This window comes from Oceaniradius stylonematis, assembly GCF_965223445.1.
Taxonomy (GTDB): domain Bacteria; phylum Pseudomonadota; class Alphaproteobacteria; order Rhizobiales; family Rhizobiaceae; genus Roseitalea; species Roseitalea stylonematis.
The window spans coordinates 424,770-445,221 of record NZ_OZ244994.1 but is presented as its reverse complement, the minus strand read 5'-3'; the positions used below and the strand labels follow the sequence as shown (position 1 = coordinate 445,221).

Genomic DNA, 20,452 nt, shown 5'->3' with positions numbered 1-20,452 from the left:
TCATGACAGAAAATGACGCCATGCTAAATCTTTGGAGCGCTACGACGCCACCTTCTATCCAGGCGCCGCCGCTAGAGGGCGACGCAACGGCCGATGTCGCGGTGATCGGCGGCGGCTTCACCGGGCTCAGCGCCGCGCTGCATCTCGCGCTTGAAGGCGCAGACATCAGGCTGATCGAGGCAAGGAGCTTCGGACATGGCGGCTCGGGCCGGAATGTCGGGCTCGTCAATGCCGGGCTTTGGACGCCGCCAGCCGAGATCGAGACGATGCTTGGCGCCGAAGCTGGAACGCGGCTCAACGATGCGCTGGCCGTGGGCCCGGATCTGGTGTTCTCGCTGATCGAGCGGTTCCACATCGCATGCGAGGCGACGCGCAACGGAACGCTGCATCTGGCGCATTCGGCAAGGGGGTTCGGCGACCTGCGCAACCGGCACCGCCAGCAGATCCAGCGCGGCGCGCCGGTGACGCTGCTTGGTCGTGCGCAAACCGCCGAGCGTACCGGCTCTGAGGCCTTTCACGGCGCGCTACACGACGCACGCGCCGGTACCATTCAGCCGCTTGCCTACGTCCATGGGCTTGCCCGCGCGGCTGCCGATTCGGGCGCGCGCCTTCACACCCACACACCGGCGCTCGGATGGTCACGCGACGCTGGCGGATGGCGCATCGAGACACCGGCCGGCAGCCTGCGCGCAAAGCGGCTGATCCACGCCACCAACGCCTACGACACTGTGCTGCCGCAGGCGCGGGCCTTCACTCCGGTCTTCTATCTCCAGTTCGCTACCAGTCCTGTCCCGGAAGCGCAGCGCGGGCGGTTGCTGCCGCGAGGGGAGGGTTGCTGGGATACGGCGACGGTGATGTCGTCGTTCCGGTTCGATCGCACCGGAAGGCTGGTCATCGGCGGCGTGGGCAATCCGGCTGGCTGGCGCTCGAGCACGCATCGTCATTGGGCACGACGCAAGGTCCGGTCGATCTATCCGGCGCTCGCCGATCTCGATCTGGAGTTCGGCTGGAGAGGCCGCATCGCCATGACCGACGATCATCTGCCGCGCATCGTTGCGCTCGGCGAGGACGGCATCTCGATCTTCGGCTATAGCGGCCGCGGCATCGGGCCGGGCACGGTGTTCGGCAAATGCGCGGCACAATGGGCCATGACGGGCGCGCCCGAATCGTTTCCGCTGCCCCTTTCACGGACCCGGTCGGACATTATGGCGCCGGTGAAGGCAGCCTGTTATGACCTTGGCAGTCTTGCCGCCCATTTGGTCGGCGCGCGGCTCGGCGGATCCTGAAGTCTTTTGTCTGACGACAAATGCTCGCCGGATGGGCCTTGTCGAGCGCCATCATGGCGGCCCGTTGAGATGGTTTTGGGTCCATCGAACGGTTCAACCGCCGCTTTCCGGTTGCGGCGCCCCTTGCGGTTCGATCGGCAGGCGCGCCATCCGGCCTAGCGCTCCAGCGCCGCCTCGATCCCGCGGGCCGAGCGGCGCGAGGCCTGTTCATGTTCATGATCCATCACAAGCCGGACGGCACGCTCGCACACTTCGGGGGAGAAGTTGTTCGTGGTCTTGCGCAGGATCGTCCTTCCCACTGTTGAGTTGGACCCTCCGGCAAATCCGGCGCGGTTCACCGTGTCCTCGACCGACGCAGGACCGGGTACCGATGTCGCGGCTTGTGCCCGGGGCTTATGCGGCGCTGGCTTTCTCGGCCTTTTTACGGGGAAGACACCCGAAACAAGGTGGCGGTGGGCAAACCTGGCGGTCTGGCGTTTTCCGATCAAAGGCAATAGTTACGATTGATCTGGTTTTTTAAATTGTATCAAATGGTCAACCCGGACGCGGCGTCGACGCACTTGAAGGCCGGTTCTCCCGAGATCGGGAAAGCAAATTGAAACAGAGGCAAAGCTTGACGTGAAGAATAAGGTCAGCCCTGAAAATACAAAGGTCACACACCATTTTGCGGTGCTGGAAGACGGTGGCGCCCCCCTATACGTCCAAATCGCCAGCGTGTTCAGACGGAAAATGCGTTCGGGCGAATGGCCTGTCGGAATGCAACTGCCAACGTTGGAGCAACTGGCACAGCAGCTGAACGTCGCCAGGGTAACGATCCGCCAGGCCATGGATTTGCTCGAAGCCGAGCGATTGATATGGCGGCGACAGGGAAAAGGCACCTTCGTTACGGCGCATGCTCGCAGTCGGCACTGGCTTACCGTCGCTACCGACTGGAAGGAATTGGTCCGTCTAATCGAAGGAACAGAATCCAAACTCCTGGAGAGCAGGGACAGTGCCAATATGCCTCCTTTGGCCGGTGGAGAAGGCAGGTCGACCGGAAGCTACCGTTTCTTGAGAAAGCTTCACAGCTATGAGGGCGCGCCTCATCTCGTCTTGGAGATATTTCTCGACAAGGGCGTATATGAGATGGCCGAAGAGGAGTTCGACTCCCTGCCGATCATTCCGGTTATGAGCCGGTTGAACGGAATCGAGATCGGCAAGGCTCACCAGACGCTAACGGTGTCCGTCGCGGATCCTGAGATATCCCGGTACCTCAACATCGATGTCGGCGCCGCCACGGTTGAAGTCGTGCGATCGATCCAAGCCAAGAATGAAGATGTCATCTATTTTGGGCATTTGACCTACAGGGCCGACAGCTTCAGGCTTGAGATGGACCTGAAAAAGTAGCGCAGCTCGCTGCCAGCCCAATCCTTCGTCTCACCAGCCATTCTCTTCAGGTGTCCGGACGGCACTGACGTCGCATCATGCGATGTCAGTCACGCGTGCCCAAAAAACCGTAGCGGCGCACGCAGGTCGCAACTTCCGAAATCACACGCTTGACTCTCATTCGATCAGGAGCGATTGTGTGACTAAAGGTCCTAATAAATAGGATCAATAGGAGGATACGCAAACCCATCCCGTTTGCAGTCTCCGCAACCCAGAACGAAGAGGGCTTGCATGGCCGACGCTCACTCGAATTTGGACGCACTGAGGGAAGACGATGTTTCCTCCTTGCTTCATCCTTTCACGAATGCAGTGGCCCATGGCCAGATTGGACCGGATGTCGTCGTGCGAGGTGAGGGCGCGCGGATCTATGACGACGCGGGTCGCGAATACATCGACGCCATGTCGGGGCTGTGGGCGATCGGGCTCGGCTATTCGGAAGAGCGTTTGATCAACGCCGCTACCGAGCAGCTCAAGAAACTTCCATATTATCATACATTTGCACACAAATCGAACCCAGCAGCGATCAAGCTCGGGAAGGCTCTCCTTTCCATGCTGCCTGTCGAGATGTCCAAGGTGATCTACACCAATTCGGGCTCTGAGGCGGTCGATACCGCGATCAAGCTCGCCTGGTACTACTGGAACGCCGCAGGCGAGCCGGAGCGTGTCAAGATCATATCGCGCAAGCGTGCCTATCACGGTTCGAACGTTGCTTCCGGAAGCGCGACAGGCCTTCCCGTCATGCATGGGGGGTTCAATCTGCCTTTCAGCCAGATCTTGCATGCGGAGTGTCCGCATTTTTGGCGCCATGGAGAGAAAGGCGAGACGGAAGAGGAATTCTCGCAGCGCAAGGCCGACGAACTCGAGAAGCTCATCCTCGAAGCCGGGCCGACGACGATTGCGGCCTTCATCGCGGAACCCGTCATGGGCGCCGGGGGGGTGATCGTTCCGCCCGAAGGCTATTTCGAGAAAATCCAGGCTGTGCTGGACCGTTATGGCATCCTGTTCATCTCGGACGAGGTGATATGCGGCTTCGGGCGCACCGGAAAGATGTTCGGGAGCGAGACATTCGGCATTCGTCCCGACATCATGACCTTCGCCAAGCAATTGTCATCGGCTTACATGCCGATCGGTGCCGTGACCGTGACCGAAGAGCTGTACGAGAAGATTGCGTCGGCCAGCAATACGAGAGGTGTGTTCGGTCACGGTTACACCTATAGCGGCCATCCGGTCGCCTGCGCTGTCGCCCTGGAAGCGCTCACAATATATCAGGAGCGCGATGTTGTGGGCCATGTTGCACAATCGGGCGCGTATTTTCAGCAGCGGCTGCGCGAGTTCGAAAGCCACCCGCTGGTTGGAGAGGTTCGCGGTGTCGGACTTATTGCGGCAGTCGAACTGGTTGCGGACAAACGGTCGAAGAAGCTGTTCGATCCGTTCGGCAAGGTCAATGGACGGTTCGCGAAGCTTGCCTATGAAAGGGGCCTGATTACCCGGGCGCTGCCTGCAAGCGATTCGCTTGGTCTTTGTCCTCCACTGTTCTGCACGAAGAGCGAACTGGACGAAATCGTCGACAAATTCGCGGACACGCTCGAGGCCGTAACCGAGTTCGCATCACGGGCAGGGCGCTGAACGGATGCAGCGGCGTACGAACCATACGAATGTCATCTTCATCTTTGCCGACCAACTCCGCGCCTCGTCGGTGGGATGTTACGGAGAAGAAGACGTCATAACACCGCGAATTGACGCGTTCTCACGTGAAGGTGTGATCTTCCCCGTCTGCGTCGCGTCTCCGTCCGTTTGCGGCCCCTATCGCGGATGCCTGATCAGCGGTCAGAATCCGCTATCGAACGGCGTGATCGCCAACGATGTCGCCCTGGAGGTGTCTCACAAGACGTTGGGTGAATGCTTTCACGACGCGGGATACGACACGGCGTACATCGGCAAGTGGCACCTGGACGGCCCCGACCGCAAGGCACCTGTTCCGAACGAACGCCGTCGCGGGTTCAGGCATTGGGCAGCCGCCAATTTCGAGCACAACTATCTTGAATCCAAATTCCATCGCTCGGAATCCGAACAGCTCGTCTGGAAAGGCTATGACGCCGAAGCGCAGATGGACGAGCTTCTGGACTATCTGGAAGGCCGCCCGAAAGAGAAGCCCTTCATCGCTGTCCTTTCCTGGGGGCCTCCGCACAATCCCTACAAGATGGTCCCGCAGCGCTATCTGGACATGTACGACCCGGTCTCGATCAAAGCGCGTCCCAACTGCAGCGAAATACCGCGCGACGACCTATGGGGATACTACGCCCAGATCACCTTTCTTGATGAGCAGTTCGGGCGGCTTCTCGATGAACTTTCCAGGCTTGGCCTGGAACAGGACACGCTTTTGGTTTTCACATCCGATCATGGCGACATGCACGGATCCCAGGGCGTCTACAAGAAAGGCTGGCCGTGGGACGAATCCATCCGCGTGCCCATGATCATGCGCTTACCGGGCAGACTCGTCGCTGGCAGCGCTGCGGGATTTACAATCAGCACCGTCGATATCATGCCCACGCTGCTGGGGTTTTGCGGCATCGGCATTCCCAAAGAGGTCCAGGGCGTCGACTGCTCCGGCGCGCTTGTGGGCACGGCGGCGTTCGGTCCGCAATCGGCATTCATAACCAATCCATGCCCGACCACAGTGCTCGATTCCAGGGGCGAAGACATGCTTCCCACGTTCCGGGGGCGGCGCATGGAATATCGCGGGGTGCGGACAATGCGGCATACCTACATCGAGACGATCGACGGGCCGTGGCTGCTTTATGACAACCTGGTCGACCCGTACCAACTGACCAACCTGATCGACGATCCGGATCATAATGCCGTCCGCAAGAGCCTGGCAGCGGCCACGCGCGCGCACATGAAGGCGATTGGCGACGAGTTTCTGCCCAAGGAAGAATACTACAGGCGTTTTGGCGTTCAGGTGGACGAGCGCGGCGTACTCCGCAATCTGGTCGTGAACCCCTATCCGGCGTTTGCGTGAGGACCCGTTGATGTTCGACAACCTGTCCCTTTTTATCGATGGTGAGTGGATCAAGGAAGGTCGCCGCACGGAGGACCTGATCGATCCGGCGACCGAGGCAGTTCTCGGGCAGGTTCCTCACGCGACCGCCGACGATCTCGATCGCGCGGCGAAGGCAGCTCACCGGGCATTCCTGACCTGGAAGAATGTATCGGCGCTCGAACGTGCCCGGATCATCAGCGGCGCGGCGGCTCTCATGCGCGCACGCCTTGACGCAATCGCCCGGAACCTGACGCTGGAATCGGGCAAACCCATCCGCGAAGCCCGCACCGAGGTAATGTTCGCCGCCGATATCCTCGATTGGTATGCGGAGGAGGGCAAGCGGGCTTACGGGCGGCAAATCCCGTCCCGACTGCCCGGCGCCATGCAGGTCGTCTTGAAGGAGCCGGTTGGCCCCTGCGCTTCCTTCGCGGCATGGAATGTGCCCGCCACAACGCCCTGCCGCAAGATTGGCGGCGCGCTTGCCGCCGGCTGTACTCTGGTCTTGAAACCATCCGAGGAAACGCCAGCCACCGCACTGGCGATCGCCAAGGCTTTTGAAGACGCCGGTTTGCCGGCAGGTGTTCTGAACATCGTATTTGGCGTTCCTGCCGAGATTTCGAGCCAGCTAATCGCCACCGCGGAGATCAGGAAGGTGTCGTTCACCGGGTCTACCGAGGTGGGCAAACACCTCGCACGTCTCGCCGCCGATCGGGTGTTGCGGATAACGCTGGAATTGGGCGGTCACGCGCCTGTCATTGTCGCGGAAGACGCTGACGTGGAAAAAGCGGCGAAATCGGTTGCAACGAACAAATATCGCAACGCCGGCCAAATCTGCATCTCTCCGAGCCGGTTCTTCGTGCACGACCGGGTGCATGACAGTTTCGTCCGGCATTTCACCGAAATTTCGGCGGCTCTGCAGGTCAAACCCGGGATCGACGAAGACAGCGACATCGGCGCATTGGCGAACAAGCGCCGTCTCGATGCCATGGAAGCGTTTGTCGAGGATGCGACGTCCAAGGGTGCGACTATCGAATGCGGCGGCCGCCGCCTCGGCAATCTGGGCTTTTTCTTTCCTCCCACGGTTCTGAGCGACGTTCCCGATACGGCCAGCGCGATGACCGAGGAGATATTCGGTCCGGTCGTTCCCATACAACGGTTCGATACGCTGGACGGGGTGATCGAGAAGGCAAACGCATTGCCATACGGATTGGCCGCCTACGCCTATACGTCATCGCAAAAGACAGCCGCCGAGATTTCGTCGCGCATCGAGACGGGAATGCTCGGCATCAATCATACCGTTGTTTTCACTCCAGAAACCCCGTTCGGCGGGGTGAAGGAAAGCGGTTATGGAAGTGAGGGGGGCATCGAGGGTCTGGAGGCCTATCTCACCCCGAAGCTCGTTTCTCAGTTGGCTTGGTGAACCGCGATGAAGGTGTTTTACGACGAGAGGCAGCGACTACACGATCCGCAAATTCAGTTTTTTGCCGGCAAGCTGCAGTTGGCGCCGGAGCATCCTTCGCGCACACGAAGATTGCTGAACGCCGCGCTCGAAAGCGGCTTCGTTCAAGCCCAGCCGGCGGACCTCGGCTGGGATCCGATCTTGAAAATCCACGATGCCGGCTACATCGCCTTTCTCAAAGCAGCGTCCTTGCTTTGGAGCAAACTGGACGATGCCGGGCCGGAGTGCGTTCCCCATATTCATCCTGTTCGCTATGGCAGAACACGGCCCAGGGGAATTCTCGGGCTTGCCGGTTACTACATGAACGGCACCAATTGCCCTATCGGTCCTCACACGGTTGAAGCCGCCTACTGGAGCGCGCAAGCCGCACTCGCCGGTGCTGATCAGATCATCGCCGGAGAAGCGCTTTGTTATGCGCTCTGCCGTCCTCCCGGGCACCATGCGCACAGCGATCTGGCAGGCGGCTTCTGCTTTCTCAACAACGCCGCCATCGCCGCGCAACGGCTGCTCGACCGCTACGAGCGCGTTGCGATCATCGATGTCGATGTGCACCACGGCAACGGAACGCAGGAGATTTTTTACTCCAGAGACGATGTCTTTTGCGGTTCCGTCCACGCCGACCCGAGCGACTTTTATCCTTTCTATCAGGGTTACGCCGATGAGGAGGGAGAGGGCGAGGGGTTCGGCTGGAACATGAACCTGCCGCTGCCGCACGGCTCCGGCGACGAGAAGGTCGTAGGCGCGGTGCAGCGTTTGTGCGCCCGCGCCCGAGAGCTGGACTGCCAGGTGATCGTCGTCGCCCTGGGTCTGGACGCCTTCGAATTGGACCCAATGGGCAAGTTCCGCGTCACCACGCCCGCCTTCGAGGACATGGCGCGTGCATTTCAGCATTGCGAAATGCCGGTGCTGCTGGTGCAGGAGGGCGGGTACGACGGACCTCATCTCGGCGAAAATCTCAGGTCTTTCCTGAGGCCCTTCGCAACAACGAACGTTTCGGGAGAAGCGCGCATATCGACTGCCCAGCACTAAGCAACTTAGTCACAAACAGGGAGTGTTAAGACCATGGGAAAAAGAATGTTTTCGGCGCTTGTCGGTGTCGCGCTACTTGCGATGTCATCCAGTGCATCTTTGGCCCAGGCCGCCGATCAGCGTCTCTCCATGGCGATCAATCCGGAGCCCGCGACGTTGATACTGGGGTTGAATCTGCAGGCGCCGACGCAGACGATCGGGGGGAAGATCTACGAGGGCCTGATCGTTTTTGACAAGGCGCTCGACCCTCAGCCGAGCCTTGCGGAATCATGGGAGATCTCGGCGGACGGCAAGACCTACACCTTCAATCTGCAGGAAAACGTCAAATGGCATGACGGCGCGCCGTTCTCCTCGGCCGATGTTGCGTTTTCGCTCGGCACGATGTTGCCGCAGACGCATCCGATCGCCCGGACCACCCTGGCCGTTATCGACACGATTGAAACGCCCGACGACGACACGGTGGTGATCACCCTCAAGAACCCCTTCAACGCCTTCCTCACTGCCTTGGCGATGAACACGGCACCCATGATGCCCAAGCACATTTACGAGGGCACGGATTACGCCGCCAATCCGGCAAACGAAACGCCGATCGGCACCGGGCCTTTCAAGCTGAAGGAGTGGAAGAAGGGCGAATACATCCTTCTTGAGCGCAATTCCGACTACTGGCAGGCGGACCGTCCCCATCTCGACGAAATCCTGTTCCGCGTCATTCCCGACGAAGCGGCGCGGTCCATCGCGCTCGAGAACGGCGACGTGCAGGTCACCAGCTTCAGTGACATCGAGTATGTCGATGTCGAGCGTTTCCGCAGCAACGACAATTTCGAAGTCACATATGAGGGCTACGAGTTCTTCTCGCCGCTCATGTGGATCGAAATCAACCATCGCGTCGGTCCGCTCGGCGACAAGCGTTATCGGCAGGCATTGATGTATGCGCTCGATCGCAATTTCATCGCGGACGCGATCTGGTTCGGTTCGGCAAAGCCTGCGACCGGCCCGATCTCCTCGACGATGAAATACTACAGCGCGGACGTTCCTGAATACCCTTATGATCCGGCGAAAGCGGAGCAATTGCTCGATGAAATGGGCTTGACCCCGGATGCATCGGGCGTGCGCCATCGCGTGAAGCTGCTGGGCTTGCCCTACGGAACCACGTTCGTGCGCACCGGCGAGTACATCAAGCAGGCGCTGAGCAAGGTCGGTATCGAGGTCACGCTCGAATCGGTCGATCGCGGAACCTGGGCGCAGCGCGTCGCTGCATGGGATTACGAGTTGACACTCGATTTCGTCTATCAACTCGGCCACCCGGCGATCGGCATTCACCGGACCTACTCTTCGTCCAATATCCGCAACGTGCTTTTCTCCAATACGATGGGCTATTCCAATCCCGAGGTCGACACGTTGTTCGACGAAGCGACGGTCGAAACCGATCAGGCTCGACTGCAGGAGACCTATACCAAGGCTCAGCAGGTCCTCGTGGACGACGTGCCGCTTGCCTGGCTCATCGAGATCAAGTTTCCCACGATTCATGCCAAGACTGTCGAAGGTCTCGTCACAACCGCCCATGGCGTCAATGGCAGCTTCGCAGACGTGCAGATCGCGGAATAGTCTGCCAGGCGATGCGGACAGCAATCTCAACGTTACGGCTGCTTTCACAGGCATTGCTGATCATCCTTGCCGTCAGCCTGATCAATTTCGCATTGGTCAGGCTGGCGCCCGGGGACCCGGCATCCGTGCTGGCGGGCCAATCGGGCGCAGCCGACGAACTGTACCTTGCCCAATTGCGCGAGCAATTCGGCCTCGACCAGCCGATCCTCGTTCAATTGGGAAAGTACTATCTTCAGTTGCTGCAATTCGATCTGGGCTATTCCTACCGGCAGCAATTGCCGGTGATCGATCTGATTGCCGAGCGGCTTCCCAACACATTGCTGTTGACGCTGAGTGCGTTTGCGATCGCCTTGATATTGGGCGTCGCATTCGGGGTTGCAGCCGCGCTCAATCGAGACAACTGGATCGACACCGCCGTGGGGACGGCGGCAATGGTGCTTTATGCCAGTCCAGTCTTCTTCACCGGACTGATGTTGATCTTGGTGTTCTCGGTCTTTCTCGGATGGTTTCCGGCATTTGGCAGCGAAACGATAGGAGCCGATTACGGCTTTATCGGGCAGATTGCTGACCGGTTGAAATATCTCGTGCTGCCCGCGGTGACGTTGTCGCTTCTCTACGCGGCGACCTACACGCGGCTGACAAGAACGGCGATGCTGGACGTATTGCAGATGGATTACGTGAAGCTGGCGCGGGCCAAGGGTTTGCCGCCCTTCCGCATCGTCGGGGCGCATGTGTTGCGCAACGCCCTTCTGCCGGTCATTACCATCGCGGGCATGCAGGCCGGCCATTTGGTCGGCGGCGCCGTCGTGGTCGAAACCGTCTTTGCCTGGCCCGGCATCGGGCGGCTGGCGTTCGATGCGCTCTTGCAGAGGGACTATCCGGTATTGATGGGTGTCTTTCTCATCAGCTCGATCATGGTCGTGTTCTTCAACATCATAACCGATCTTGCCTACAAGGTTTTCGATCCAACGATGGAGGTCTCGTGAAGCACTCACCGTTTGGCTTTGTGGCGTCCTCGTCGAAAACGCTCGCCGGCACTTGCCTGTTGGCCGGCCTCGTCGTCATCGCGCTGGCCGCGCCCGTCATTTCACCCAACGATCCGTGGGATATGGTCGGCCGTCCTTTCACGCCGCCTCTGTCGGATGGGTTTCTGCTCGGTTCGGATACGCTGGGGCGTGACATTCTATCCGGCATCATCCACGGCAGCCGCGTATCGCTGTTTGTGGGCCTGGCGGCGACCGTCGCCGCACTGGCGATCGGACTTGTGGTTGGCGGCGTCGCCGGGTTTTTCTCCGGCAGGGTCGACAATGCGTTGATGCGTCTGACCGAGATTTTTCAAACGATACCAAGCTTCGTTCTGGCCATCATGCTCGTCGCCGTCTTCCAGCCCTCGCTTGCGTCCACCATCACCGCGATCGCGGTTGTGTCGTGGCCACCCATTGCGCGCCTCGCGCGGGCAGAGTTCCTTGCGAAGCGCAATCTCGAATATGTGTCGGCTGCGGTATCGGCAGGACGGCCCGGATGGGACATTGCCCTTCGTGAGATCCTTCCCAATGCCCTGCCTCCGATCATCGTGATGGCATCGCTTGGCGTTGCCACGGCGATCCTGCTTGAAAGTGCAATCAGCTTTCTTGGGCTGGGCGATCCCAACCTGGCCAGCTGGGGGTACATGATCGGTGTCGGGCGTACGGTCATCAGACAGGCTTGGTGGATGAGTGTCTTTCCCGGTCTGGCCATCATGGTGGCGGTCCTTGCCATCAATCTGCTCGGCGAAGGCCTGAACGACGCGATCAGCCCAAGCCAGCGGGGGGGCGCCAAAGCATGACCGGCATGTTGCTCCAAATCCGGAACCTGTCGATCGGGCTGCCCTTTGGCGGAGACAGGAAACTTGCCGTCGAAGATGTCTCCATCGGCGTCGGTGACAATGAGCTTCTTTGCGTCGTCGGAGAGTCGGGGTCGGGCAAATCGGTGCTGTCGCACAGCATAATGGGCCTTTTGCCAAACGTTCTGACCCACCGCAGCGGCGACATCCTCTTCGGTGAAGAGGACGTGACAGCAATGTCAGAGCGCGAGCTACGCCGGCTGCGGGGCGCCGAAATCGGCATGGTCTTTCAGGAGCCGATGTCGACGCTCAACCCGCTGATGCGTATTGGCGACCAGATCGATGAAAGCATTCGCTTTCACCGCCAACTTGCCAAGTCGAAACGCCGGGACATGGTGCTGGAGGTGCTCGAATCGGTCGGGTTCCCCGAACCGGAGCGGATGCTCAGACGCTATCCGAAGGAATTGTCGGGTGGACAGCGGCAGCGCGTCATGATTGCCATGGCCCTGGTGCTGCGGCCGAGGCTGTTGATCGCCGACGAACCGACCACAGCCCTGGATGTCACCACGCAGGCCCAGATTCTGGATCTCATTCGCAAAGTGCAGCGCGAAATGCAGATGGCGGTCATGTTCGTCACGCACGATTTCGGCGTGGTCGCGGAAATCGCTGATCGGGTGGCGGTCATGCGTCACGGCATTCTGGTGGAGCAAGGGACGGCCGCCGAAGTTCTGAACCGGCCGAAGCACGGATACACCCGCCAGCTTCTGGACTCCGTACCCAAGGGCACACCCGTAGCGCCGGCGGCCGTCGGGAAAGGCGAGCCGGTGCTTGAGGCGCGCGACATCAAGAAGGTCTATCGCGGTTCCGGGTCATGGCGAAAGATGGGCGATGTTGTTGCGTCAGATGATGTGAGCTTCACGCTTCATCGCGGCGAAACCATCTCAATCGTGGGCGAATCCGGGTCCGGAAAGTCGACGTTGGGGCGCATTCTGATGCATTTGTTGCAGCCGGATTCGGGTAGCGTCACCTTGGGCAAAGACACCCTTTCCGCACTCAAGGGATCAGATTTGAGACGCGCGCGCCGGCGCATCCAGATGGTCTTCCAGGATCCGTTCTCCTCGCTCAATCCGCGTTGCCGGATTGGGACGCAGATGATGCGCAACCTCAAGGCGAGCGGCATTCCCGGTTTGGAGGCGAAACGGACAACGGACAAATGGCTGGAGCGTGTCGGGCTCGATGCGAGTGCCGCCAACCGGTTTCCGCAAGAATTTTCCGGCGGGCAGCGCCAACGCATCGCGATCGCGCGGGCATTGTGCCTGGATCCGGAAGTTGTCGTCGCCGACGAGCCCGTGTCGGCACTCGACGTCACGATCCAGCGCAGGATCCTGGATTTGCTGGAAGACCTGAAGAAGGAAATGAACCTGTCTTTGATCTTCATCACGCATGATCTCGCGATCGCCGCCGAAATCAGTGACACGATCATTGTCATGAAATCGGGGCGGATCGTGGAAACCGGTGCCAGCAGGCACGTCTTCGAAAATCCGCACAGCGCCTATACGAAGACGTTGATCGAATCGAGTTTGCATGCCGGCTTTGGCCACACGGAGCAGTCCTACCTTTCTTAGAGCGTCCGTCGACTGATGCGCCTTATGCCGGCCGGCACAAGCCGAACACCAGAAAACCGGCCACACGCCACAAAACCTGTCCTATCTGCAGCGCGGTTTACGGGTGGCCCGGCCCAACCCGGTTTGGTGTGACGACATCCCGTTCCTGCCGATGCGGCGCGGGTTCATGTCTTCCGTGGCAATCCGCGACTGGCAGACGCGCAAGGTTCCGGTCTGGCGCATCTCGAACACATTGGAGGCCGACTTCTGCGTCGAGGTGTTGAACGAGGCCGTCCATCACTTCGCTTCGGCTGGGGTCCCAAACACCCACAAGGGCAGCCGGTTCACGTCGTTCGCCCGGATTGCCCGCCTGCGCCGATCCGTCGTGCGCATCTCAACGGATGCCAAAGGCCGTCGCGGGCGCCCCATTCCGCCCTTGGCGGCAAGCCTCCAGCCATGGCCTATCGGTTGAGAAAAGACGAAACCCAAACCGATCAGCAAGTGCAGAGAGTAGCTCAATCCTCGCCGGAACCCGTCCAACGGTCGGGGCGTGGGTCAGTTCTCGCGCAGAACGATCTTGCCGCCGCGCTTTATGACAATCTGCGCGAGCCATGCTACAGACCCGTCCTTGCGCGAACGCTTTACGATGGCGCCCATATCGGTGGAAAATTGCCTTCTGCGGTCCCACTTCCGATGTGCTTTCCGGGCAAAAAGGGTGCACAGCGAGCCGAAACGAGGCAACGGCAAAAGATGAGAGAAATGGACCTGGTGGTGGGAAAAGAAGGAAAGTCGCAGATCAGCGTATCTCGACGTTTCGCCATCGCGCCCATGATGGATTGGACGGACCGCCACTGCCGGCTTTTTCACCGGCAATTGACCCGCCATGCGCTGCTCTACACGGAGATGGTCGTCGCCGATGCGGTGATCCATGGCGCGCGCGAACGGCTCTTGCGGTTCGATCCGGCCGAGCATCCGCTCGCGGTGCAGCTCGGCGGCAGCGATCCGGAAAAGCTCGCGGAAGCGGCGCGTATCTGCGCCGGTCATGGCTTTGACGAGATCAATCTCAATGTCGGATGTCCGTCCGACCGGGTGCAATCGGGCACGTTCGGCGCCTGCCTGATGCGCTCGCCCGATCTGGTCGCGCGCTGTGTCGCGGCGATGAAGCGTGCTGCGGGGCCTGTCCCGGTCACCGTCAAATGCCGGATCGGCGTCGACGAACAGGAGCCGCGCGACGCGCTCTGGGCCCTGGCAGGGCAGGTGGTCGAGGCCGGCGCGGACGCGCTATGGGTGCATGCGCGCAAGGCCTGGCTCGACGGGCTCAGCCCGAAGGAGAACCGCGACGTGCCGCCGCTCGACTACCCGCTCGTGCATGCACTCAAGCGCGATTTTCCCAACCATTTCATCGGGATCAATGGCGGTCTTGCCAATCTGAATCAGGCGATAGAGCAGTTTGCGGCCGTCGATGGCGCAATGATCGGCCGGGCGGCCTATCAGACGCCCGGTATTCTTGTGGAGGTTGACCCCCGGGTCTATCGCCTCGATGGACCGGAGCCCGATCTTGACCGGGTCGTTTCGGTGATGGCCGAACACACCGATCGTCATGTCGCCGAAGGCGGCAGGGCCAGCCATGTCACCCGGCACATGGTCGGGCTGTTCCACGGACGGCCGGGCGCGCGGCAATGGCGCCGGCATCTGTCGGAAAAGGCCGTGCTGCCCGGCGCGAACGGCGATGTGCTCCGCCAGGGGCTGTCGCTGATCGAGGATGCCGGCGCGCTGGCTGCCTGAAACGAACCGGAGCCGCCCGAACCGTCCTTGCGCCGACGGCAAAAGCCCGCCATGAGGCGGACGCCTCGATGAAACCTGCCCCCATGCCATGACCGGATTCGCCGACATTGCCCTGATGATCATCGCGCTCGCCGGCGCCGGCGCGGTGGCCGGGCTGCTCGCCGGTCTGTTCGGCATCGGCGGCGGGGCCATCCTCGTGCCGGTTTTCTTTCAGGTGTTCGGCCTGATGGGCATCGACGATGCGGTTCGCATGCACCTGTCCGTCGGAACCTCGCTGGCCGTGATCGTGCCCACATCGCTGCGGTCTTTCGCCTCGCACCGGGCGCGCGGCGCCGTCGACATGGACCTGCTGCGCAGCTACGTGATCGCCGTGCCGGCGGGTGTGGTGATCGCGGCTCTGGTGTTTGCGTCGATATCGAGCGGCGGGCTGCGGCTGGTCTTCGCCGTTCTGGCGCTGCTGGTGGGGCTGAAGCTTCTGTTCGGGCGCGACAGCTGGCGCTTGGCGGACGATCTGCCGGGCCGGGCGGGACGGTTTTCGGCCGGCATCGGAATCGGCTTTCTGTCGACGCTGATGGGGATTGGCGGCGGCATTCTCAACAACACCTTCATGACGCTGAGCGGACGCCCGATCCATCAGGCGGTCGCGACGTCGGCCGGAGTGGGCGTCCTGATCTCCATTCCGGGCGTTCTTGGCGCCATCTGGGCGGGGTGGGCAGCGCCGGGCCTGCCCGTCATGTCGACCGGCTATGTCAACTGGATCGCCGTGGCGATCATCATCCCGGTGACGCTCGCGGTGGCGCCGCTGGGGGTGCGGGCCGCGCACCGGCTGGACAAGCGCCAGCTCGAACTGGGGTTCGGGCTGTTTATGCTGCTGGTCTCGGCGCGCTTCATGGTCAGCGTTCTGGCCGGCTGAGACCTCAGTCGCGCAGCACCAGACGGTCGCCGGCGACCTCGAAGCCGGACAGCGTATCCAGAAAGTTCATGCCCAGCAGATTTTTGAACAATTGGCCGTCTTCGGCGACGAGCGCCGAAAGGCCGGCGCGCTCGATACCGCCGATCGCGATCCGGTCGATCGTCACCGGCGCGGCCCGTGTGGTGCCGTTGGCGGTCATCACCGGCACCACATAGCGCAGGGCGTCGGTGTCGAAGCCCGCGCTGGCGGCGGCGTCATGGGTCAGCACGATCGATGACGCGCCGGTGTCGACGATGAAACGGAGCGGCTGGCCGTTGACGTCGGCGCGGGTTGCGAAATGGCGCTGATTGCGGCTGATCGTAACGGTGCGGCTGCCATCCTCGGCGGTGGCGGTGCGCGCCGAACCGGGTACGAGACCCGCGCTGATGCGGCTTGTCGCATCCTGCAGTTCGAACCGGTACTCATAGCCGGCGACCAGCGCCAGAATGATGGCGACCCAGATGGCGATCTGGCGGATCAGGTCGCCCGCGCGTTGGCGGCCGGCGAGAAGGCTGGCGGCCAGCGTCGTGCCGATCAGGCCGAGAAAGACGAGCGAGGCGAACTGGTCTCCGCTCATGCCGGCGATGGCGGTTGTATCGCCCGCCGCAAACAGGACAATGAGCGCGCCGGCGATGATGGCAAGAACGATGAAGAACATCGGCGTTCAGCTTTCGCCCTGTTCCTTCAGGCGGGCGATGCGCTGGCGCCTCGTCTCGCGGCGCGGCTTCTTCTCGATGGTGGCGATGCGGCCGGGCAGGGTGTCCATGACCCGCCGGCGCTGTTCGGCCGAATAAAGCGTCCATGCGCCGATTTCGTCGCGTGTCCGGCCGCAGCCATGACAAAAGCCGGTCGCCATGTCGATGGAACAGACCAGGATGCAGGGCGATTCAATGGCGTCGGACATCGGCGTTTCCGGTTCTTGATGGTCCTGATCTGGGCCTTCAGGCGGCCATTGCAAGGCCGACCAGCATCACCGAGCGCGCAATTTGTTCGGTCGCGCCTATCGTGTCGCCGGTGTGCCCGCCGATCAGGCGGCCGGACAGGCGCGAGAAGCCGGCCGTTGCCGCAGAAACGGCAACCGCGGCGAGCGCCGTGACGACGACGCCGGTTGCGAGGATCGCGGCCAATGCGAGGACGATCCCGGCGCCGACCAGAACCGCGTTCACGGCTGTTGTGGGGGGTTGTCCCGACGCCGCGGCGACCCCATCGGTGCGCGCCGGCGGCGTTTTCGACCAATGCCAGACCATGGCGGCGCGCGAGGCGGTGTGGGCCGCAACGAATGCGAAGGCGGCCTGGATCACGCCGGTTTCCGCGAGCGCGCCCAAAGCTGTGACCTGAAGCAGAACCGACGCGATCACCGCCAGCACGCCATAGGTGCCGATGGCTGAATCGCGCATGATGTCCATGCGCCGCTCGCCGGTGGCGCCGCCGCCAAATCCATCGGCCGTGTCGGCCAACCCGTCTTCATGCAGGGCACCGGTCAGCGCGATCGTTGCCAAGACCGCGATGCCCGCCATCATCAAGGGCGGCGCGCCGAAGACTGCGCCAATCAGCAGCAGCACGGCACCGGGCACGGCGATCAATGCGCCGGCCAGTGCGAAGCTGCCTGCATCGTCCGAGAGCGCAACCTGGCCGGCGCCAAAGAAGCGCGCCGGCACCGGCAGGCGGGTCAAAAAGCCAAGCGCACGCGCGACCGAAGCCGGCGTCATCGCGCGCGTTCCGACGTTTTGTGACAATGGGGCATGCTTGCCGCTTTACATCGCGGGGCCCGGCAGGCCAAGTGCGCCCCGAACACCGGCCGCCGCCGCGGCGATCCATCGCGCAGGAGAAACGAATTGACCACCGGACTGCCGTTTGACGATTTTCGCGCGCTTTTGAACAGCCTGCCCGGACCCGACGAGCAGGCGGCTTCCGCCGCGCGGGCACGCGAGGCAACGCTGACCAAGCCGGCCGGCTCGCTGGGACGGCTCGAGGAGATCGCCGAATGGCTTGCGGCCTGGACCGGACGTTCGCCGGCGGTGACGCGGCCGCTGGTCGCCGTTTTCGCCGGAAACCACGGCGTCACCGCGCAGGGCGTGTCGCCCTTTCCCGCATCGGTGACCGCGCAGATGGTCGAGAATTTCGCTGCCGGCGGCGCGGCGATCAACCAGATCTGCATTGCCTACGATCTGGGATTGAAGGTGTTCGATCTGGCGCTCGACATGCCAACCGCCGACATCACGCAGGAGGCGGCGATGGACGAGCGCACCTGCGCGGCGACCATGGCGTTCGGCATGGAGGCGATCGCCGGCGGCACCGACCTTTTGTGCATCGGCGAGATGGGGATCGGCAACACGACCGTTGCCGCCGCCATCTTCCATGCGCTCTATGGCGGCGAGGCGACCGACTGGGTGGGGCCGGGGACTGGAGCCGATGAAGCCGGGATCGCTCGCAAAGCCGAGGCCGTGGCGCGCGCGGTGGCCTTGCACAAGGCACATCTGGGCGACCCGCTAGAGGTCCTGCGGCGTCTCGGCGGCCGCGAGATCGCGGCGATGGCCGGCGCGATCCTTGCCGCACGGGTCGAGCGCATTCCGGTCATCATCGACGGGTTCGTGGCAACGAGCGCCGCGGCGGTCCTGCACGCGGCCGACCCGGCCGCGCTCGACCATTGCCTGATGGGCCATGTCTCGGCCGAGCCGGGACATCGCGCGGCCGTCGGACGGCTCGGCAAGACGCCGCTGCTCGATCTGGGGATGAGGCTCGGCGAGGGAACGGGCGCGGCGCTTGCCGCCGGCATCGTCAAGGCGGCGGCGCAATGCCATTCGGGCATGGCGACCTTCGAGCAGGCCGGCGTCAGCGGCAAGGAGGCATAGGGTTCCGGTCAGGCAGCGCGCGACCGGCGCAGAAGGCCACGGCGGGCGGGGCGTTCGTTTTCGGCGACCGGCTCGGCAGGCAGCACTTCCATGACGCGCGCGGCGGGGAACATGGCGATGGCTTCGGTGCCTTCGCGCAGCTTGGATTTCAGCGTGAAACCGCCGCCATGCATGGCCAGCAGCGCCTGGACGATGGGCAGGCCGAGCCCCGTGCCTTGTTCGGCGCTCTTGATGGCGATCGAGCCCTGACCGAAAGCGGACAGGACGACCGGAATTTCGTCCTCGGGAATGCCCGGACCATTGTCCTTGACCGTCACATACTGGCCGCCCGATGCGGTCCAGCCGACCTTGAACTCGATCAGCCCGCCATTGGGCGTGAACTTGACCGCGTTCGACAGCATGTTGAGCATGATTTGCCGCACCGCCTTTTCGTCCGCGAGAATGCGGGGCAGGCCGTCCTGGAAAACGGGCTTGATGACGATCTGCTTCTGGCCGGCCTTCATGCGCACCAGCGCCATACAGTCTTCGGCGACATCGGTCAGCCGCAATGCTTCCTCGCGCAGCTCGTACTTGCCTGCCTCGACCCTGCTGAGATCGAGGATCTCGTTGATCAGATTGAGCAGATGTTTGCCCGAGGCATGGATGTCGCCGACATAGGTCTTGTAGTTCTCATTGTCGATCGGCCCCAGCATCTCGCTATGCATGGCCTCCGAGAACCCCAAAATCGCATTGAGCGGCGTGCGCAGTTCGTGGCTCATCGAGGCCAGAAAACGCGATTTGGCCAGATTGGCTTCCTCGGCGCGGCGCCGGGCCTCGTCGGAGATCGACTTGGCCACCTCCAGTTCGGCGATCAAGGCGACGTTCTCGGCCCGGTAGGCGATCGAGGCTATGGTCGATTTTTGCAGCCTTTCGGCCACGAAGCTGAAGAACAGAAGCGCGCAGAACGGCATGGCGATCGCGAGCATCGTGTTGGGTGAAGTATCAAAATTGAGGGCGGCGAACACCATGACGGGCACGGTGAAGGCCGCAAGGATGGAAAAGCGGATGGCGTAGCAGATGGTGGCCGTGGCGGCGATGGCGATCAACAGGACCGACGCCTTGAAGAACAGCGCCGTATCGGTTCCGCAGTTCGCGCATGCGCTGACCGCAAAATAGGTCCAGGAGAAACCCGTCACGGCGTGGGCCGCCAGAAAGATCAGACGCCAGCGCCTTGGATCGGCATCGCTCTTTTGGCGCAGGAAGCGCTTGGACAGGACGCCCATCGCAACATAAAGAAAGTTGGCAATGATCGCCCAGAGCACAATCTTATTGTCGAAGCCGGTCGAAAACGCGGCGAACGCCGTCAGGATGATGAGAAGCGGAACCGCAGCGATCGACGAGATCAGCGCGTTGGCATGCAGGCCCAGAAGTTCCAGCGCGAATTCACGATCCGGGCGCCCGCTCAGGGCCAGCTTGTCGCGCGTCCTGCGCAACGTCCGGCGCAATTCCTGGTTGTGCCCCGACTTGCGGCGGTCGACGATCGTCTTGTCGGGCTGGTCGGTTGCGATCATGGAGGGGCTGGACGTCTCGCGTTGTGCCTGTGGTGCGCCGCTG

Annotated in this window: 17 protein-coding genes; 13 read left to right on the top strand and 4 right to left on the bottom strand. The window is 62.0% G+C overall.

Annotated features, from left to right (window positions below):
* The first annotated feature begins 2 nt into the window (after positions 1 to 2).
* From ACOQOU_RS02305 to ACOQOU_RS02250, 12 genes are all read left to right on the top strand, one after another.
* On the top strand, positions 3 to 1,286 hold the full coding sequence (locus ACOQOU_RS02305; protein ID WP_420578830.1) for an NAD(P)/FAD-dependent oxidoreductase: 1,284 nt from the start codon (positions 3 to 5) through the stop codon (positions 1,284 to 1,286).
* Positions 1,287 to 1,904: 618 nt separating this feature from the next.
* Entirely contained in the window at positions 1,905 to 2,672 is a 768-nt protein-coding gene (locus ACOQOU_RS02300) for a GntR family transcriptional regulator (RefSeq protein WP_109767600.1), read from the top strand.
* Positions 2,673 to 2,942: 270 nt separating this feature from the next.
* Positions 2,943 to 4,337, top strand: coding sequence for an aminotransferase (locus tag ACOQOU_RS02295; RefSeq protein ID WP_306025864.1), 1,395 nt, complete (start codon positions 2,943 to 2,945; stop codon positions 4,335 to 4,337).
* Positions 4,338 to 4,341: 4 nt separating this feature from the next.
* Complete coding sequence (locus tag ACOQOU_RS02290) at positions 4,342 to 5,730, top strand: sulfatase (protein ID WP_109767598.1); 1,389 nt, start codon at positions 4,342 to 4,344, stop codon at positions 5,728 to 5,730.
* A gap of 10 nt (positions 5,731 to 5,740) precedes the next feature.
* Complete coding sequence (locus ACOQOU_RS02285; protein ID WP_306025863.1) at positions 5,741 to 7,171, top strand: NAD-dependent succinate-semialdehyde dehydrogenase; 1,431 nt, start codon at positions 5,741 to 5,743, stop codon at positions 7,169 to 7,171.
* A 6-nt stretch (positions 7,172 to 7,177) separates the two neighbouring features.
* Entirely contained in the window at positions 7,178 to 8,239 is a 1,062-nt protein-coding gene (locus ACOQOU_RS02280; RefSeq protein WP_109767596.1) for a histone deacetylase family protein, read from the top strand.
* A gap of 45 nt (positions 8,240 to 8,284) precedes the next feature.
* Entirely contained in the window at positions 8,285 to 9,844 is a 1,560-nt protein-coding gene (locus ACOQOU_RS02275) for an ABC transporter substrate-binding protein (RefSeq protein WP_306025862.1), read from the top strand.
* 11 nt (positions 9,845 to 9,855) lie between these two features.
* Positions 9,856 to 10,830, top strand: a complete 975-nt coding sequence (locus tag ACOQOU_RS02270; protein WP_306025861.1) for an ABC transporter permease — start codon at positions 9,856 to 9,858, stop codon at positions 10,828 to 10,830.
* Positions 10,827 to 11,669 (top strand): ABC transporter permease, encoded by an 843-nt coding sequence (locus ACOQOU_RS02265; RefSeq protein ID WP_420578829.1) that lies wholly within the window; start codon positions 10,827 to 10,829, stop codon positions 11,667 to 11,669. Before ACOQOU_RS02270 ends, ACOQOU_RS02265 begins: the two co-directional genes overlap by 4 nt.
* Complete coding sequence (locus ACOQOU_RS02260) at positions 11,666 to 13,291, top strand: ABC transporter ATP-binding protein (RefSeq protein WP_306025860.1); 1,626 nt, start codon at positions 11,666 to 11,668, stop codon at positions 13,289 to 13,291. The genes ACOQOU_RS02265 and ACOQOU_RS02260 overlap by 4 nt, the downstream gene beginning before the upstream one ends.
* Positions 13,292 to 14,029: 738 nt before the next feature.
* Positions 14,030 to 15,055: a tRNA dihydrouridine(20/20a) synthase DusA gene (gene dusA / locus ACOQOU_RS02255; protein ID WP_420578898.1), complete on the top strand. Its 1,026-nt coding sequence runs from the start codon at positions 14,030 to 14,032 to the stop codon at positions 15,053 to 15,055.
* 88 nt (positions 15,056 to 15,143) lie between these two features.
* Complete coding sequence (locus ACOQOU_RS02250) at positions 15,144 to 15,968, top strand: sulfite exporter TauE/SafE family protein (RefSeq protein ID WP_306025857.1); 825 nt, start codon at positions 15,144 to 15,146, stop codon at positions 15,966 to 15,968.
* Between the two features lie 4 nt (positions 15,969 to 15,972).
* Here the strand turns inward: ACOQOU_RS02250 and ACOQOU_RS02245 are convergent, their stop codons facing one another.
* The 3 genes from ACOQOU_RS02245 to ACOQOU_RS02235 are packed head-to-tail and all read right to left on the bottom strand — an operon-like array spanning position 15,973 to position 17,716.
* Complete coding sequence (locus ACOQOU_RS02245; RefSeq protein ID WP_306025856.1) at positions 15,973 to 16,665, bottom strand: TIGR02281 family clan AA aspartic protease; 693 nt, start codon at positions 16,663 to 16,665, stop codon at positions 15,973 to 15,975.
* Positions 16,666 to 16,671: 6 nt separating this feature from the next.
* Positions 16,672 to 16,911 (bottom strand): DUF1289 domain-containing protein, encoded by a 240-nt coding sequence (locus tag ACOQOU_RS02240; RefSeq protein ID WP_109768187.1) that lies wholly within the window; start codon positions 16,909 to 16,911, stop codon positions 16,672 to 16,674.
* 37 nt (positions 16,912 to 16,948) lie between these two features.
* Positions 16,949 to 17,716, bottom strand: a complete 768-nt coding sequence (locus ACOQOU_RS02235; protein WP_306025855.1) for an adenosylcobinamide-GDP ribazoletransferase — start codon at positions 17,714 to 17,716, stop codon at positions 16,949 to 16,951.
* A gap of 126 nt (positions 17,717 to 17,842) precedes the next feature.
* Between ACOQOU_RS02235 and cobT the strand changes: the two genes are divergently transcribed.
* Positions 17,843 to 18,859 carry a nicotinate-nucleotide--dimethylbenzimidazole phosphoribosyltransferase gene (gene cobT, locus ACOQOU_RS02230; protein WP_306025854.1) on the top strand — a complete coding sequence of 339 codons (1,017 nt, stop codon included), beginning with the start codon at positions 17,843 to 17,845 and terminating at the stop codon, positions 18,857 to 18,859.
* A gap of 8 nt (positions 18,860 to 18,867) precedes the next feature.
* Here the strand turns inward: cobT and ACOQOU_RS02225 are convergent, their stop codons facing one another.
* Complete coding sequence (locus ACOQOU_RS02225) at positions 18,868 to 20,409, bottom strand: sensor histidine kinase (RefSeq protein WP_306025853.1); 1,542 nt, start codon at positions 20,407 to 20,409, stop codon at positions 18,868 to 18,870.
* Positions 20,410 to 20,452: the final 43 nt, after the last annotated feature.

Bases quoted from the DNA above. Each gene is read 5' to 3' on its own strand.
- ACOQOU_RS02280 (WP_109767596.1), top strand. From the start codon at position 7,178: ATGAAGGTGTTTTACGACGAGAGGCAGCGACTACACGATCCGCAAATT.
- ACOQOU_RS02250 (WP_306025857.1), top strand. From the start codon at position 15,144: ATGACCGGATTCGCCGACATTGCCCTGATGATCATCGCGCTCGCCGGC.
- ACOQOU_RS02245 (WP_306025856.1), bottom strand. From the start codon at position 16,665: ATGTTCTTCATCGTTCTTGCCATCATCGCCGGCGCGCTCATTGTCCTG.
- ACOQOU_RS02275 (WP_306025862.1), top strand. From the start codon at position 8,285: ATGTTTTCGGCGCTTGTCGGTGTCGCGCTACTTGCGATGTCATCCAGT.
- ACOQOU_RS02235 (WP_306025855.1), bottom strand. From the start codon at position 17,716: ATGACGCCGGCTTCGGTCGCGCGTGCGCTTGGCTTTTTGACCCGCCTG.
- ACOQOU_RS02225 (WP_306025853.1), bottom strand. From the start codon at position 20,409: ATGATCGCAACCGACCAGCCCGACAAGACGATCGTCGACCGCCGCAAG.
- ACOQOU_RS02295 (WP_306025864.1), top strand. From the start codon at position 2,943: ATGGCCGACGCTCACTCGAATTTGGACGCACTGAGGGAAGACGATGTT.
- dusA (WP_420578898.1), top strand. From the start codon at position 14,030: ATGGACCTGGTGGTGGGAAAAGAAGGAAAGTCGCAGATCAGCGTATCT.
- ACOQOU_RS02260 (WP_306025860.1), top strand. From the start codon at position 11,666: ATGACCGGCATGTTGCTCCAAATCCGGAACCTGTCGATCGGGCTGCCC.
- ACOQOU_RS02285 (WP_306025863.1), top strand. From the start codon at position 5,741: ATGTTCGACAACCTGTCCCTTTTTATCGATGGTGAGTGGATCAAGGAA.
- ACOQOU_RS02290 (WP_109767598.1), top strand. From the start codon at position 4,342: ATGCAGCGGCGTACGAACCATACGAATGTCATCTTCATCTTTGCCGAC.
- ACOQOU_RS02305 (WP_420578830.1), top strand. From the start codon at position 3: ATGACAGAAAATGACGCCATGCTAAATCTTTGGAGCGCTACGACGCCA.
- ACOQOU_RS02240 (WP_109768187.1), bottom strand. From the start codon at position 16,911: ATGTCCGACGCCATTGAATCGCCCTGCATCCTGGTCTGTTCCATCGAC.
- ACOQOU_RS02270 (WP_306025861.1), top strand. From the start codon at position 9,856: ATGCGGACAGCAATCTCAACGTTACGGCTGCTTTCACAGGCATTGCTG.